General features: G+C 52.7%; 10 protein-coding genes and 2 pseudogenes. 3 read left to right on the plus strand and 9 right to left on the minus strand.

Going from position 1 to position 16,819, the window contains the following annotated elements; genetic code table 11:
• Nucleotides 1-183: 183 nt before the first annotated feature.
• The 4 genes and pseudogenes from ACP7DD_RS14640 to ACP7DD_RS14655 all read right to left on the minus strand — a co-directional run bounded on the left by ACP7DD_RS14640 (nucleotide 184) and on the right by ACP7DD_RS14655 (nucleotide 3,290).
• Nucleotides 184-1,878 (minus strand): annotated as a pseudogene (locus ACP7DD_RS14640) (IS1634 family transposase).
• 294 nt (nucleotides 1,879-2,172) lie between these two features.
• Nucleotides 2,173-2,358, minus strand: coding sequence for a hypothetical protein (locus ACP7DD_RS14645; RefSeq protein WP_426175563.1), 186 nt, complete (start codon nucleotides 2,356-2,358; stop codon nucleotides 2,173-2,175).
• A gap of 103 nt (nucleotides 2,359-2,461) precedes the next feature.
• Nucleotides 2,462-2,665 (minus strand): hypothetical protein, encoded by a 204-nt coding sequence (locus ACP7DD_RS14650; protein WP_426175564.1) that lies wholly within the window; start codon nucleotides 2,663-2,665, stop codon nucleotides 2,462-2,464.
• Nucleotides 2,666-2,747: 82 nt separating this feature from the next.
• Entirely contained in the window at nucleotides 2,748-3,290 is a 543-nt protein-coding gene (locus tag ACP7DD_RS14655) for a DUF302 domain-containing protein (protein WP_426175565.1), read from the minus strand.
• A 188-nt stretch (nucleotides 3,291-3,478) separates the two neighbouring features.
• Here ACP7DD_RS14655 and ACP7DD_RS14660 point away from each other — a divergent pair, with 188 nt between their 5' ends.
• Genes ACP7DD_RS14660 through ACP7DD_RS14670 form a run of 3 tightly spaced genes read left to right on the plus strand, consistent with a single transcriptional unit; the run spans nucleotide 3,479 to nucleotide 6,196 of the window.
• Nucleotides 3,479-4,132 carry an ArsR/SmtB family transcription factor gene (locus ACP7DD_RS14660; protein WP_426175566.1) on the plus strand — a complete coding sequence of 218 codons (654 nt, stop codon included), beginning with the start codon at nucleotides 3,479-3,481 and terminating at the stop codon, nucleotides 4,130-4,132.
• A 19-nt stretch (nucleotides 4,133-4,151) separates the two neighbouring features.
• Nucleotides 4,152-4,907 (plus strand): MBL fold metallo-hydrolase, encoded by a 756-nt coding sequence (locus tag ACP7DD_RS14665; protein WP_426175567.1) that lies wholly within the window; start codon nucleotides 4,152-4,154, stop codon nucleotides 4,905-4,907.
• Nucleotides 4,907-6,196 carry an MFS transporter gene (locus tag ACP7DD_RS14670; RefSeq protein ID WP_426175703.1) on the plus strand — a complete coding sequence of 430 codons (1,290 nt, stop codon included), beginning with the start codon at nucleotides 4,907-4,909 and terminating at the stop codon, nucleotides 6,194-6,196. The genes ACP7DD_RS14665 and ACP7DD_RS14670 overlap by 1 nt, the downstream gene beginning before the upstream one ends.
• Before the next feature lie 656 nt (nucleotides 6,197-6,852).
• Here the strand turns inward: ACP7DD_RS14670 and ACP7DD_RS14675 are convergent.
• From ACP7DD_RS14675 to ACP7DD_RS14695, 5 genes and pseudogenes are all read right to left on the minus strand, one after another.
• Nucleotides 6,853-7,890 (minus strand): site-specific integrase, encoded by a 1,038-nt coding sequence (locus ACP7DD_RS14675; protein ID WP_426175568.1) that lies wholly within the window; start codon nucleotides 7,888-7,890, stop codon nucleotides 6,853-6,855.
• A 532-nt stretch (nucleotides 7,891-8,422) separates the two neighbouring features.
• Entirely contained in the window at nucleotides 8,423-9,412 is a 990-nt protein-coding gene (locus tag ACP7DD_RS14680; RefSeq protein WP_426175569.1) for an SMEK domain-containing protein, read from the minus strand.
• A 63-nt stretch (nucleotides 9,413-9,475) separates the two neighbouring features.
• Nucleotides 9,476-10,930, minus strand: coding sequence for a hypothetical protein (locus tag ACP7DD_RS14685; protein WP_426175570.1), 1,455 nt, complete (start codon nucleotides 10,928-10,930; stop codon nucleotides 9,476-9,478).
• A gap of 10 nt (nucleotides 10,931-10,940) precedes the next feature.
• Entirely contained in the window at nucleotides 10,941-15,893 is a 4,953-nt protein-coding gene (locus tag ACP7DD_RS14690) for an AAA domain-containing protein (protein ID WP_426175571.1), read from the minus strand.
• Nucleotides 15,894-16,452: 559 nt separating this feature from the next.
• Nucleotides 16,453-16,716: pseudogene (locus ACP7DD_RS14695) on the minus strand (transposase); the annotation flags it as partial.
• Nucleotides 16,717-16,819 lie beyond the last annotated feature (103 nt).

The following is a 16,819-nucleotide window of genomic DNA, read 5'->3' on the forward strand; positions in this document are numbered from 1 at the left end:
CGTCGGCAACGGCAATTTGCGACAGCGTGAAAACGCCGTCGGATGATCGGAATGGCGGGCGTCGTGGAGAAATTCTGTCGAGCATAGTCGGGCGGCGAAGTCTTGAAACAAGGTGGTCACCCGAGTTCGACAGTTAAACGCGTAAGTTATTGATTAATATAGGGGCGCTGTTAAAAAATGCCACTACAAGAGGGTCAATTGCGTATCGATGGTCGGTTTTTTGATCGTGAGCGCGGCGAGGATGCTGGTCTGTTCCTTGTGAATTGTTGAGATCCCTGTGACCGATTCTGTCCCGTTTAGCGTGACCCGGTGGTGTTGAATGCGGCGCAGTTTTTCCAGGGCTCGCTCGGGCGAAAGCGCGGTGTCGCTGGCGTGCAAACGGGTGCGCATGACGCGATACAGAATCAACGCCATAAAACAAATCGCCGCGTGTGCGCGAATGCGTTCAGGCAGTCGGTGATAGATCGGGCCGATCTCGATTTCGGATTTGAGGACGCGAAAACCGCGTTCGATATCGGCTAATGATTTATACCGTTTAACGACGTCGGCAGGCGCTAGGTCGGCGGTGTTCGTGACCAGCAGCAGTTTGCCGTCCATCAGGCGCGCGTGCGTCAGCGCGCGCTCGTCGATCGAGTAAGTGAACAACTCGCTTTTGAGATCGACCCGGACTATTCGCGCCAAGTGCGCCTCACACACTTCGTGATAGAAACGGGCGCGTGCTCCGCCATCGGAGAGCTTGCGTCCGCGCTTGCGCGCCCCGCCTTCCTGGCCGTCGAGTTTGCCCGCCCATTGTGCCGCCTTTTGCTCCAGCTCCCCGATGATGAGGTCGCGCTTGGCGCCGGCCGCCAGCGCCACTTGCGGATCGTGAGCGATGACGAGGCGCAGCTTGTCCCATTGCGCCTCGCCCAACACCTCCTCCTTGGAGTCGACGCAAGTGGCGTCGTGGAACGGTGTCAGGATATCGACGAAGTCGTTGTAGCGCCGGCCAGGGACCGCAAGAATGAATTCGAGTTTTCCGCTGCCCGGCAGGGTGATGGCCTGCAGATCGGCCAGGTTGTCGGTCGAAAGCAGGCCGCGGTCGGCGACGGCGATGACGCGCTTTACGGGAAAGCGCTGCACGATCTTTTCAATGATGGGCTTGATGGTCGTCACCTCGGCGGTGTTGCCGTCAAATACCTCGTGATAGAGCGGCAAACCATCCGCCGTTTGCACCACGCCGAGCATGACCTGGCGGGCAATCAGGCCCTCCTTCGACATGCCGAATTTACGGACATCGTCGTCTTGCTGCGACAGACCGTCGGCGCGGATTGTCGTCATGTCGTAGAACACGACTGCAAGATCCTGATCGACCATGGGACGCAGCAATCCGGCGAGCATCTGGTCGACTTCGTCCTGATGCTCGACCATGGCGTCCATCGCGCGCAGCAGTTGGTGATGCTCAATTTTCTCGGCCATGATTCCCGGGAGGGTGACCGTTTCGACTCAGCGCAAGACGCCCAGTTTCGAGTCGGGATCGCACAACCGGTTAAGCACCATCACGCGGATCAGCGCCTCGATATCGATCGTGTGCCGGGTTCGTCGAAACACCTGGCGCAGGCGATCGAAACCGAGCGAATTCCACAACTGGGTCAGGGCCCAAACATCGCCGTAGTCACGCGCCGATTCGAACGTCATCGAAGGTACGGGCGCCGCCGCCGGTGTCGTTTTCCCCGTCACGCGCAGCAGGCCCGCGATGACCGATTCGAGCTCAGTATTGAGCTGGTCGAGCCGTCCCAAGGTGGCGACGGTGCGTTGTTTGGGGCGGCCATTGTCGTCGCGATACGCTTCAACCAACTGAACGTAGCGGCGTGGTCCGGAGGTGGTTACTTTGATGAACATGCCGTTACTCTAAATTCACGTCATTAGAATGTCAATAACTAACTAAATTTAAGAAACGTGCCATTACAAGAATTTTGCGAAATACGAGGAAATTTGCTCCTAAGTTCTTGATTCATATGGAGTGCACTGAAGGAAATGGGCAGAAATCCGGTCCAAACTGTCGAACTCGGGTGGTCAGAACGGACATGGCGAGCAGTAGAATCAAAAATTCACACTGCAGGCCGCGCTTCTAAATTGATGTTAAGTGTTTTTGTGTCTACGTTGAAAATAAACCATCTAACTGCACATTAAATGCTAACTTGGGTGGATTGGGGCAGAGCCGGCCGCCAGCGAGGCGCTGGCAGCGAGAAAGCTCTTGCGTAGGAAACCGCGGCGGTTTTCGTCGAGCTGCCCGCGGTGGACCTCATCGATCAGTTCCGGCTGCAGGAAATTTTCGGGGGCGCGCAGTATGCGGCCGTATTTTCGAATCAAATTTGCCATCTGACGACGTCTCACTCTTCCAGAAATGTTAGGACAAATTACTACGTGAGCATATGACTACGCATGCATATTACGCGCGGACACTATCCTTGGCCGCCTCGCATTATTCTTCCCTGACGACGAAACCTTCGACCGGCGCCTGCGTCAGGCGCCCGGTCTGCTGGATAACCTTGTCGACCATTTGGCCGCACACGACGCGGCACAGCTGGATCGCATTCTGGTCTTCGATGCGGTAATAGACCTGGGCACCCTCTTTGCGGCGTTGCAGTATCTTGGCCTGATACAGCATGTTCAACAGGCGCGACACATTAGCCTGGTTGGCCCCGATCTCCTTAACGATCGATCCGACCGGCTGCTCGCCTTCGCCGATAGCGGCATCGATCTTGCGGTCAGAATTCGCCCGCAGCGCCGCGCTCGAGCATCTTGAGCAGCGTGCCGCGCACACGCAGGACCGCATCGCTCACCGGGCGCGGCATCGGGCGTCCCAACTTGATCAGCATGTCCATGTTCATCGTGTAGATCCACAGTCCGTCGACTTGCTCGACGACGGTGATACGGCACGGCAGGAACGCCGCCATCGGAGGACTGAAGTCGACCATCAGGCGCGCCGTGGCCGGATCGCAATACGAATACACCTTCAGAAAGCGCTCCTTCTTTCCGGAACGGGCCGCCAATTCGTTAGAAACAAACAGTTCGCCCACCGGGCGCACGTTGTCCTCGACTGCCACGCCCGCAAACGCCTCTTCGATTTCGGCGACGGTCACGCCAGCCCTCACCTTGCGCGACCATGACGCCGCTGCCGAGACGTCGCCGCCCGAATCGACCCAGCGCGACAGCATCCGGTTCGCTTCCGCACCGGCGCCGGACTGAGTATTGGCGACGACCCGGTAGGTACTGCATCCGGACAGGCCGAGCATCAGGAGAACTGTCAAACAAGGGACAGGAAGAAGATAACAGCGCATGAATTTATCGCGGAACGGAAATGGTCGGCTAAGGAGTGAGTGGCCCGCCGAGAATAGCCGAGTTCGGTTATCGGTGCAATCTAACGCTTGCCGCCAACTCGACGATCCGACGGCCTTGACGTTCATTCCATCAATCTTTAGAATGATAGAATGAGAGAATGAGAGAATTTAAGAATCACCTGTACGAACAAGTCGCTCGGATCGGCAAGGCATTGTCGAGCCCGAAACGTCTGGAGCTGATCGAGTTGCTTTGCCAAGGCGAAAAGGCCGTCGAGACGCTGGCCGCCGACGCCGAGATCAGCGTCAAGCTGACCAGCGCCCACCTGAAGGAGTTACGGCAAGCGCGCTTGGTCGATTGCCGCAAGGACGGCAAATACGTCGTCTACCGGTTGGCCGATACCAGCGTCGCCGATCTGTGGGTGACGCTTCGCACCGAATCGGAAAAGAGACTGGTCGAACTCCAGCTCGCACTGGCGTCGATCGTCGACCATCCCAGCGACCTCGACGGTCTCGATCGCCTCACCATCTTGAAGCGCGCTGCGGCGGGCGAGCTTAGGGTGCTGGACGTGCGCCCAGCAGAGGAATTCGCCAGCGGCCATTTGCCACACGCCTTTTCGCTTCCGCTGGCCGAACTGAAGAAACGACTGGCGGAACTGCCAATCGACCTGCCCGTGGTGGCGTACTGCAGGGGACCGTTTTGCCTTATGGCAAAGGACGCCGTCGCCCTGATGCGCAAGAAGGGGTATCACGCGGTGCACCTGACCGATGGCGTCGCCGAATGGCGCGCCCACGGGCTGCCGGTGGAAACTTAACTGCGACGAGGAGAAAGACATGTGTTTCAAACAACGACCTGCTAAAGATGCCACCCTGTCCTATTTCTTCGGCTGCGCCGGCCACGGCAAGGGCATTGCGGTTGATGTCGCGAGCGGCGACGAAGACTGGTTCATCGCCGAGGCGCACAGCGCCGGCGTCGTCATCACCCATGTGATCGACACGCACGTGCATGCAGACCATTATTCCGGCGGGCTCGCGCTCGCCCGGGCAGTCGGGGCGGCCTACTGCTTGCACGAAAGCGATCTGGCGCGTACGTCGTTTGAGTTCATGCCATTGACCAACGGCCAGCGCATCGAGGCCGGCAACGTCGTGGTCGACGTGCTGCACACGCCAGGTCACACGGTTGACAGCATTTGCCTGCTGGTACGGGACCTGCGGCGTTGCGACCAGCCGTGGTTCGTCCTCACCGGGGACACCTTGTTTTTGGGCGCTGTCGGTCGCCCTGACTTGGCGGGCCGCGAGATTGAAATGGGCGGTCAGCTATACGACAGCCTTCAGCAGAAGCTGTTGACCCTCCCAGCGGAACTCGAGATCTATCCCGGTCACCAGGCCGGAAGCGCCTGCGGCGCGGGCCTGTCGGGCAAGCCGTCATCGACCATCGGCTTCGAGCGACGCCTTAGTCCGATGCTGTCGATGCCACGCGATGAATTTTTCTCGGCCGTGATTGCCGACCTTCCGCCGCAGCCGCTGGAAATGGCGCGCATCTTCGAGGCCAACCTCCAGGGCCGTTCCGAGCAAACGGCGCGCGCGTGATGGCCACCGCCATGAAATATGGGATCCGCGCCAATTGGCGGCAAATCCTCCAGCAATTGCTGCAGGTGCTGTTCGTCGGCATGGCACTCGGAATGATGCGCACCGTGGTGCCGGCGCTTGCCGAAAGCGAGTTCGGAGTCCCGCGCGACTCGTTCATGCTGCTGGTCGCCTTCGTGGTAGCTTTCGGTTTGGTCAAGGGCACGATGAACTTCGTCGCTGGCCGTCTCGCAGAGCGGATTGGCCGCAGGCCAGTGTTGTTGATCGGCTGGTTGACGGCGCTGCCCATTCCCTTGCTGATCTACTTCGCTCCCGCCTGGAGCTGGATCGTCGCCGCCACCGTCTTGCTTGGTGTGAACCAGGGTCTGACCTGGTCGATGACCCAGACAGCAAAACTTGACCTCACGCGCGCCGACCAACGCGGCGTTGTGATCGGTCTGAACGAATTCGCCGGCTATGTGGGCGTCGCCTCTGCGGGAGTAGCCACCGGATACGCCGCATCAGTGCTGGGGCCGCGCGCGGGCTTGCTGTGGTTCGGCGCCGCAGTCATCGGGCTGGCAACCCTGCTCGCCCTGATGGCGGTAGTGGAAACCTTGCCGTGGGCGCATGCCGAACTGAAGCGCCACGCCGCCGGCGCAGCCGGCGCGCTACGACCGCGCTATCCACACGGCGTCAGCACGCATCCAACGACGCGGGAGATATTTGCGCTGATGAGTTGGCGCGACCGCCGCATGGCCGCGCTATGCCAGGCAGGCCTGGTGGAAAAATTTGTCGATGCGCTGGTCTGGGTTTTCTGGCCGGTTTACTTGCACCGGCAGGGTGTCAGTCTGCCGGGCATCGGTTGGATCGTCGGCGTTTACGGCTTCACTTGGGGCGGTGCCCAATTGTTCGCCGGACGCTTCTCAGACAAGATCGGCCGCCATCGCCTGAATGTCGGCGGGATGTGGCTTTGCGGCATCGGCGTCGCCTTGCTCCCGCTTGGCACAGGCTCGGCTTGGTGGAGCATGTCGGCGGCAATAGCGGGACTCGGCATGGCGCTGCTCTATCCGAACCTAAGCGCGGCCATCGCCGACATTTCCCACCCGAACTGGCGAGCGTCGGCAATCGGCATTTATCGGTTTTGGCGCGACCTCGGATACGCAGTCGGCGCGCTAGGTTTGGGCGCCGCCGCCGCGCTCGGGGGGCGCATCGAAAACGCGTTCTGGTTTGTCGCCATCGCCATGGGATTATCGGGACTGGTCCTCTATTATTGGGGCGAGGAGACGCATCCGTTCCTGAATCCAGCCGCGTGAGACGTAAGATTTCTACCTTAGTCGGGCCAATAGGCATATGAACAAAGGCATCCACTATGCCATTCGGGCTGCCGCAGCTTTCGTCCCCGTTCTCCAACGTTGACCGCTATTCGGCCTTCGCTTGACGTGGCAGGCAGCGTCGAATCGGGCGAAATACATTTCGACGCCTGTTCGCGGCACAAACAAAGCGGCCGGATCCAGGCAGCTTGGGCGTGCAAGCATGGCACCTATAATCGGTGACGCAGGTTCAAAATAGCCGGGAAAGACAAGATTGATCGCCTCGCCCCAACTCGGCCCACCTGCGTCGCGTAGTGCTGCGACCATCGCGCTGATCGCGTCGGTTTGGTCTGGGCAGCCTTAGCGAACGTAGCGCCGGCAAACGAGGTTAAGGCATCGAACGGTCTCACCATCGTAACTGCGAAAGCGCCAGAGACTGGTAGACGTACATCAATGGCGTCCTGTCGTGCTCACAGACGCAGACGAGGATTCTGATCCTACCAATTGATGGCGCAAGCTGCGGGCGCCAAGTTTCGCGTAGTCAGCGATCAGCGCTAAATCGATCCACGCACTTATGAACACCGGGCTCGCAGGTCGTGGCCGAACAAGCCATTCCGTCAGGGTTGAATTCGGCGGAACCGACATCCAATCGCTTTCTGCTATTTCATGCGCCGGGCTAGATCCTCTACCCGCAAATGTGTGTATCTCTTCAGCATTTGCAACGTCTTGTGCCCAGTTATCGATGCGACCTCCATCGGGTTGAATCCTCGCTCAAACAGCCTGGAGGTAGCCTCATGACGCAAATCATGAAAATGAAAATCGTCTAACCCGGCCTTATCGCACACTCGTCGCCATAGGCCCTTTACGCTGTCTATGGCGGTCCAGGCCCAGAAAACGCGATCTGACTCGGTGTTACGTGGCATGCCTGAAAGAATTTCGATTGCAGCTGATGAAAGCGGAACTTGTCTTGTATCACCATTCTTTGTGTAACTGAGGCTCGCTACCCCTTTTTCAAGATTGATATTTTCCCAGGTCAGCGAAAGGATTTCACCCAACCGCATTGCCGTTTCCAAGGCAACTAGAATGAGGGGCTTCAACGCTGTTGATTTGCTGGCGCCCGCCGCACGCAGCAACCTGGTTTCCTCGTCGCCGACGAGCCGCCTATTCCTGCCGTTTGGCAACTTCGGCTTCTTGACCAGCCCAACCGGGTTGCTTAAATTTTCCATTCCCCATTCCTTCCTCGCAATGTTAAACAGATTTGAAATCAAATTTAGGTCATGGACCACGGTCTGAGCGCCGACAGTCTTAAGACGCAGATCGCGGTAGCTCGCGACGTCGCTGCTCCGCAACGAGGACAACGAGCGCAACGCCAAAGGATGAGAGAGGATGATTTTGATACGGCTGTTCTCCTGCGCCGCACTTTTTTTCTGAACAGTAATTTCACGACCGTAGCGCTCGAGCGCCTCTCGGAGCGTCGTCCGCTCGGATTCCGCGCTGTTGATAAAAATTCCACGCGCCATCGCGGACTCGACCGTCGCCGCCCACGCTTCGGCCTCCCCTTTCGAGTTGAACGTTTTTACCTGTGCCGGGAAGCCCTTGCGGGCAATGCGCGCTTGCCACTGCAGTTCACCACGTTTGCGAAAAGACGCCATCGCCATCCTCAATTGTCTGATGTGTTGAAAAACCAGTTTGGACATATTTTGGACAAAAATACGATTCCTTCTCCAATTAAGCGAGGGAAAGTCGTATAAGTTATTGATTTGTTTGGCCTGCCCAACAGGAATCGAACCTTTATCTGGGGTAAACGTAGTCTCAAGCGACGTGTGAGTGAGTGAAACACATCAACGCCTAGTACGGATCGAGATCCTTAAATATGCACCCAGTGCATATTCACCCTTCGAGCACGTCGCCCTAGCTAGCTGCTAAGGCAAGGTGAGGAAGGGCAGACGGTCCCAGCAACTATTCGAATAATTAGACGTACGGATATTGTCATTAAACGATTAGCCATACACTAGACGCTTTTGCGCTTGGCGCCGTGCACGGAACAGACGGCAAACTTTCACTAATCGTCTCCCAAGGTCCTAGGGAAGAAATTCTCTGCGACGCTGTCGCTAGAACGGCTCACAGCCAATCACGGCCGTTGAATACCTAGTTTGTATCCTGCGGCGCTGCCACAGAATTTCAATCGCAGCGGCAGTCGGTCGGATTGAAAACCGTTAGTTCCGTCCCTCAATCCAGCACGCTGAAATCAGCTTCAACTACCAACCGTTTGAATACTCCTCCGAGGTCCGAATCCTTTCCGACCAGATGACGGGCGATTTCGAAAAAATCAGCGTACGGTTCAACTTTCCAGCTTGCTGTCAACATTCCGTCGTCGAAGTCGGCCAATCCGGCCTCCTGAAGACTTTGAAAGTTGCCCCTTCGTTCATGCTCAGGAATAGCCTTCAAGAGATTCTCAAATTCTTGGGGGGATAACTGAAAATATCCTTGCTTGAATTCGCCTCTGTCCAACAAGACATACAAGCAAGAGCGCGCTTGATGCGACAGATTTGAAAGCTTTGAGTAGAGCTCGTCGACCTTTTTGAAAATTCGAATGGCATCACCGGAGGCCATGTCATAATTAAGGTGATCAAGCAATTTTCTGGCTGTTAAAGCTGGCATGTTAGCCACAGGCTGAACTCTAAAAATACTTTCAGGACCTGCAAAGAGCGCAAACAAGGGTCTCATCTCATCCGTCAAAAGCTTAGCAAGAGCCGCCTTTTTTTCCAGAGATAGCTTTTCGATCTTCGCTAGAAGATCATCGATATCCCAAATGTCAGTCTGAGGGTCAAAAACTAATCGCACAGGCAAAAACTTCGTGGAGTAGTTTTTCTTTTCCGTTAAAAGAAGCATCACGAGCCTGGAGTATTTGGCACCAAGCCCCTTCTCCTCAAACTTTTTCAGCGAAGACTTAATTTTTCCAGAACCATTTTCCGCCGTCACCTGGAAACAGAGTTTAGCAAGCGAATCACCCAAGTCGATTGCGGCATGATTCTCAGTAATATCGTTGAGGTTTATCAGACTATAATCAAACGCAATATTCAAAAAATCCCGGAAAAAAGACTCGGCCGCCTTATTAAGGTCATATTGTCCGCGTTTACTCTTCGATTTGAAGATATAGCGGAGAACACTCAGGTTCATTAGAATTGATTCGAATTCTGCGGTAGAGGCTACTGGCACTTCTAAACTCCTCCAAAAAGATTTTTCATATTTCCAAAATACATCGCAACGAAGAACATTAAGTTATGCCAGAATTTTTGTCGATGCGCGCGCTGCCCCACTAATTCGCGTAATTGGTCCGCAATCGTTTGGCCTCTCATGCGAAGTGGTAGACGAGATAAATTCGTGTACGATCCTTTCCAATGAAGCGACGAACTCACTCTCGGTAGAAATAAAACCCACGGGTAACGTTACAGGATAGATGCCTGGGAGGGACAAATGGTAGACCACGACAGCAAGCTCAGATTTCAAGGTTAATATTTCAACATTTCCACCCAAAAAACCTTCGACCAAACCATGGGCATCGTCCACGTACGGATCGAGCTCTAGCTTCCACTGCCTGGCTGATCTGTTATCATCTTTATTTGATACCGGAAGATACAGCGTCGGGGAGTAAAGCTTCTTGGCGTTGGTGCTAGCTTTTTTGAGAAAATCGCTAATCGACACTGGCAGACGACTACTCTTCGACCAGTAAGGATCGCTCGGCGCCACCCAAACAAAAGGCTCATGCCCCACGTCCGCCCTACTTTCTATCCTGGACTTTAGGAAAGGTGCAAGGTGCCGTTGAATCATAGCCCAGTTAGCGGACGCATATATCGGACCGACAAATGATGCTCGCTTATTCTGGTCGTTCCTCTCCAAAGTGGTCAAATCAGCTAAGAATTGCAAGTTCAGAGAACTGGTCTTCGAATCAAAAAGCTTGATTGTTTCTGAATCACCTAACTCAAGCATGGCTTTTGCGATTTCCATGAAGTTGTTTGGCCTTGAGAGGCGGTCGAGCTCTACGGCTATGCGCTCTTGAACGTAATCAGAGCTCTTGAGCACCGCAAAATCATCGCGCTCGACGCTCCTGCCGCCTTCATCCATCGCAAACTTTACGCCTAGGCGAAGTGGAACCTGCCTTATCTTGTTGACGGAATTTACAGTGTAAATACTTGGCACATCCTTTTCTTCCTGTTCAAGCGACTTCGAAAGCAGTCCCTTATTCAGTATTTCTTGAAATTGTCTCTGAAAGTTCTTCTCCACAAGCGCCTCGCTTTGCGACGCATTATTGTCGTTTACTAAGACCGGAATCCCGTTTCGCCACTTATCGGCCGAGATATCTTTCCCGAGACAAGTGAACGTTGCCAAATCAAAAGTCAAGCATGTTCCGCTATCACGGAGCTGAGATAACCTAGGAACTTCACCTATATCCAAAAAATAGGCCGCAGCTTTATCTGTGAGCACCAGACGGCCCTCCGGCGACAATGTCAAATCACCGCGATCAACCAAATCATCAATTGCCTCTTCCGTTTCATTACGGCTAAAACCAAAAAACATGGAAATTTGGGATTTGGTCATGGGGGATAGATGAACCAACCGTAAAACATACTCCCTTACAAAGGGAAAACCCTTTTGCGTAATGTAGGTAAAATTTATATTAAACCGCTGCGCGGGCAACAAAAAATCGACTTCATGATAAATGATTGTATTTTCCAAGTTGTTCACCTTAACGCGTTTTCTGAGCGGTGACGAATCTGTACCCTGCAGCTTCGCCCATATCATTCATATAGGAAACAACGTGGCCAAGGGGCTTGTCTTTATTGTGATTGATCCACATATCAGAATTCCCGATGATTAGTAACCTGTCCATTGCTCGGGACATAGCAACGTTGATTCGATTTGGTGTACGAAGAAAGCCGGGATTTTTAGTTTTATCCGACCGAGTAAGACTGACGATGATGATCCTGTTTTCCTTGCCTTGGTAGCTATCAACAGTATCGATTTTCACTAGGTCCTTAAAACCGTCACTCCATATTTCTTGGTTAAATTTCTGCCGAATCAATTTCTTTTGCTCCGCGTACATACAAATGACACCGATAACGGCCTCGGCCTGATCTTTTAACTCCGACAGATCCAATAAAAATTGACCAGATATTGAAATCTCTTTCAGAAGCTCGATAACCTTTTCGGCCTCCGATCGATTGTAGATGCTGACCCCTCGATCGCTCTGATGATTTGCGCGCTCGCCTAAAGTCCTAGTATCCAACCATGTCACAGGTGACCGAAGAACGTCAGGCGCGTTCCGGTAGATCTCAGGAATAACGCGAGGACCGTTGTCCAGTTTACCCTTATAGAACGTGAAAGAAACAAGGTTACCAATCGGCGGAGCCATTCGGTATTGCGTTAGCAAGGCAGCGCTGGTTTGGCTGCCGTATTCCGAGTTGAACGCTCGGGCGAAATCACTTCTTAAAACTACGTCGAGTTCTGTATGCTTATCGTTAATCCCGAGTCGCCGAGCGAGCGCCGACTTGTGGGCGTCAGAATATAGTGGGGGCAACTGCAAATGGTCCCCCACCAGAAGAATCCGTTTCGCGGACTGCATCGCGATAGCCAGTTCACTGGAAATAGAGCGTGCCGCTTCGTCGATAATCACGAAATCATAGATATTATTGTGAATCCCTATGTGGCCTTGTCCGATGCCCACGCAGGTACCCGTGACCAACTGCCGTGAGCGGGCGTAGAATTCATCGCAATTTACCCTCTCGGCGGAAAGGGCGTTCTGCATGTCCCTGCATATCTTTGCAAGCGCTCTAACCCGTCTTGCCTCGTTGGGTTTGACACCATATTGCGCGCAAAATTTTGTCAGTAAAATTGATTTTGCATCCGAAATTCTACAGTCTCGCTCCAGCGTGATTTCGTAGTCATCAATGAGTTTTGATCGAATTGTGGCGTCCAACTCTATCGCCATGGCCTTTAAAAATTTTAAGTCCTCTTTATCCTCGAGATTCTCAAAACTTACCAGCAACGACTCCAGATGATCGATCTGCTTGAAGAGCTTGAGCTCGGCGTCAACCATTTTCGAAATAAATTCCGGCTCAAGTCCAACCGTTTCCGCCAAAGCAGCGACGCGAAAGCGGTACTCTGCGTTAAATAATTCGCGTTTCTCTGTAGTTATTGAATGTGAATAAACGTCTTTGAGTCCATTTGAGACCGCTCCTTCGCGGTTACTAAAACGAACCACCTCTAATGGCGTGCCCAATCGACTGCAATGTTTTCTAATTCGCTCTGCAGCAGTGTTAACTGCCTCGTGCGATTGACTGACTAACAGAATCCTTCTCACGTCGAGCTTTTCGACTAGGAAGTGAACGAATGCAGCAATAAATTCCGTCTTTCCGGTACCAGGTGGCCCTTGTAACAGAGATAGCGGGCCGAAATTCACCAGCTTGCGAAAGGCTTCCCGTTGCTGTTCATTGAGACTGATCTTGTTACCATGCTGATCCTCTCTGTCATATCTAGCAAAGTCCTCGTCGCTGACCTGGATGCCATACTCATTTGCGGAAACTTCACAGGACGGGTCAAAAAGCTCTACCAGCTCTGGAATTACTCCTTCCATATCCAACAATCTTTCAAGAGCTGCTTTACGTTTCCTATACGACGCTCGATCCCTCTTTGTTCGGAAAAAGACGGTGTCGCCATCCTTCAGACTGTACGAGGCCGCGCGAATTTTAGTTAGTCTCACTTCATTGAGCGCGGATTTTTTAAGGGAGATTTCGCCGATATTCTTCTCGGTTCCATCGGCGTCAATTAGGATCGCCTCCACCTCGTCCAAACTGGTAAAAGCCCCGAGGGGATCATTATCAGCCTCATAGTTTAATATGAGCTCAGAGTCTGTATCGACAGAAGCGATAGCAGCACCGTTAAGTTCGATGTGTGGACTAGATTCGATTTCCGTGTTGAGAATCGCGCGCCAGAGGGACTGCGTCGAAATTTCCAACGCGGGTCCCTCATCCCCATCAATTCTTAAATTCTCCGCCTTAGCAAACACCTCCGTAAGTTGCTGTCCAATCTCGATTCCTTCAACTTCGCTCGGTACTTCCCGAAGCGTGGATAATGCACGGTCGAACGATTCGTCGTGTCGAAGTAGTTCGGATAAGGCGGCAAGCTGAGACGGACGACCTGGTTTGATACGGATAGCCGTACTGATTTCAAATTGACTTTCCTGCTCGTCGCGGAAATGGACGCCCGCTCGAGGGCGAGGTGGACGGGCGCCCACGAAACAGGACTGATCTCGACTATAGTAGGCTGTGAGCGCCCCCCCCACGCCGGAAAACGTCACCATCAGGTCATCTGAACCCTTCTTTGACTTCTCAATCTTAACAAATACCCGGCCGTTGTCGGGCAAAATGATGAGTTGCTCGTCTAAATTGTGAAGTGCAATTTCAACGAACTGCTGTTGGGGCGTAGCCGCGAAAACCAGGGCTTTCTTGAATCGGCCTAGATCTCGAAACCCGAATTCGACATCATCCAGCTCGGTTCTGATTGCAGCTGAAATACTTGGATAGGCCTCTGAGTCATTGCCCCATTCAATGCCCAATAGCTCGGACGACATCTTTAATACGGCGTATATATCACGCTGAAAGGACGACGATCCATCGATGTTTTCTGGGCTGTACGCGTGATTTTTGGCTTCAGATGAATTATGCAAAAAATCAGGTATATCAATTAGGAACACGTTCTTGCCGGACTTCCCAATCATGACATTTTCAGGGTGAAGGTCGCCATGTGAAACCTCAAGACCATGCAAATGCTCAACAGCTGCAGAAAATTTCCCGATCACCTCCATTTTTTCCGCGCAGGTAAGTGATGTTTCTGCCCACGTCAACCCATCCACGATGTCCGAAACTAAATAGATGCTGCCCGATTTTGCTGCAAGTCCGTAATCGATAATGGTTGGTATGTAGATAGGTTTTACCGCAGCCAATTTGTCGAGCTGTTTTAAAAAAGCCAAAACACGAAAATTGGTCACCGAGTCATTTGATTCCCCGCCGACATTTAACCAAGCTTTAACCATTCGCCCACTGGAAACATACACCTCTTTGTCCGTCGTCTCGATCAGAAAATCCTCGTCCTCCCGGAATTGACGAGAATGATTTATCGCATGGCGATAAACGTCGAGATCACTATTTTCAAATGTGGGGATTGACTCTGCTCGCGGTTCGGTAGCCTTCAACGCATCAAAAAAAACAGACGCATTCTTGAACTTGGTCGTAACTGCCTCTAACATCACTGTTGCGTACCACTCATTGCTTGAAAGGATTTCGTCTTGAACACTTGCCAAACTCTTTGGAGACATTCGCTTGTTCGAGAGCAGATGCCAGCACACAATCCCAAGCGCGTGCACATCTTGCTCATAGGGAGACAGCGGCGCACTGCCCAGCATTTCCCGTACTTCCACCGCTCCCACGGACAGAGAGTCCCTGTAATCGCCAACTGTGCCAATCGGTTGATGATAAGCTGAAATAAAATTGGATAACGCGATCTGCTTTGACGGGGAAATCCAGAGACAGTGATCTGCAATGTCACGGTGCGCAATCTTAATGTCGTGCAAATCGCCAAATTTTGCAAGAAGTAGCTTTACGAGATTGAGTTTATCGGTGTCGCTTAACGACGGCCCATATTTTCCAATGAATTCGTTAAATCGTACGTGGCCCGGCGGTAGCTCATAGACTTCGGAATACTGGGATGTGACCTCATCCTTTTCAAAGCTCGTTAACGATCGAAGACAGTGGTTGTACAGATCTCGGTTTTGGTGGTTCACATACTGCAGAATCTCTCGCTCCCTCGATACGATCTCCGCTCTCCCGCTTGGTGTAAAAGCCTTGTTACCTACTACGTTCTTGAAGTTCCATACACGCAAAAGAGCAGTTGCGCCCTTTGAAATTTCCGAATCGGCCAAATATTCCTTGTAAACAAACTTTGGATGCTCGAAAATTTCTTCGACGGCCGTATAACCGCCTATTTTTAGCGCTCTTGGCGCGGTATTTCCTTGCAAGAATAATTCGTCGAACACGTGAAAATCACGATTTAATACTTGTGAATCAGGATGGGGACGAAAAAATTCATTAAATGTATTTTTGTCTGCGAACTTTAGAAAATCGCTCAATGAAACAGTGTGCTGCAGCTCAGCATCAGGCAGTTTACTAAAGTCGGCGTTACCAGTCATCACGACAAAAAAATACACTCGAGGCGTAAAATTCTTATTGGTGAACTTGGAAGTGAGTTTCTTTAATTTATTCTCCAGAAGAAACTTTTTGTTCCTGGTGACGGTAACAGGAGACCGCCCCATATTCTTGTCACCTTTATACCAAGTATCTCCGTTCGCTGAGACGGGCTGATGATTCCAATCCTTTAATTCAACAATAATGACATTACAGTGGGTAACGATAACGAGGTCAAACTCCCCTTCCTTGCCTTTGGAGTCAACGAACCTAAATCCTGCATACCCCTTCCATGGAAACATTGCGCTTCGAGCAACGGTGCTTTTCAGCTGGTCACGAAGCGATGCGCCTTTGGTTGAGATCTTTGCATCGGTTCGGCCTTCTGTAAAACTCGACTTCATCGTATTTATCGCAGCAACTTCTTGTTCTTGCAGACCGCCATCCCACATTTCAATGTCCAAGATATTTCCTATCCAAGTTTCATGTATTTCTGGTGATGTCGTCTAGATCGCTCTGCCAGCAGCGATCAAGGACACCTAGCTCTTGAAATCCTATCGACCAGTCAAACTCCTCCACGGTGGCCACAGCCGTCATTCCAGCAAGCAGTAACTTAAATCGCGGGACCGTTAAAGTGATTATCGATTAACAGAAATAGACTAACATGAACGCGACTATTGGTGGCAAGTTCCAGTGCGGCGCCTGTATGAAAGCTGGAAGATCGGGAAGTGGACGGAGGGAGCCCGTAAGTTGCGCTCATCGGCAGGGCCGATACACGTCACGAGGACAGCGCAGGCTGTTCCCAAGGCGAGAACACAGTGGCGATAGCGCTGCACGGTCTGGACCGATACCAGCCAAGATGGAACCCGATAGCTGCCCTCTTCAACTCAGGACGATCGCCCATCGAATTGAGAAGCAACTTCGCCAGCCCACATTTGCCGCAAATACACCCGTTGAGATGCAGTGGCCGGCGCGCCCCGCAGTAAATACTTAGAAGGTCAGCACCAGCCGGTGTCGACAAGGTCAAGTCGCTGATGGGTGCCTGGCGTCAATCAGCGACCGAACGGTCGAGGCAACTTCTGGCAGCCCAAGCATATCTAGCGCCTTCTCTAACGGCGTAACTGGTCCATCGGGCAATGTCCATTGGATGAAGTGATGATGAACTGATCGCCAAGGTGGCAAACAATCGGGGAGACTTCGCCACGGTGCTTCATTCCGCATAACGAATAGGACGGCAAACAGCACATCGTAGGTATCGTGTACTTTCGGCCGAGTCGTCTTGCGCGCGCTGTCGAGAAGATAGCGAACTTACTCAAAGTCAGAGCGCGGCACATCAGTTTGAAAACTAATACGCGTCATTATGGCCTTTTTAACCAGAGGTACGATAGTA

It is taken from the genome of Massilia sp. TWR1-2-2 (assembly GCF_049897565.1).
In the GTDB taxonomy this organism is placed as follows: Bacteria; Pseudomonadota; Gammaproteobacteria; order Burkholderiales; family Burkholderiaceae_D; genus JAFCUW01.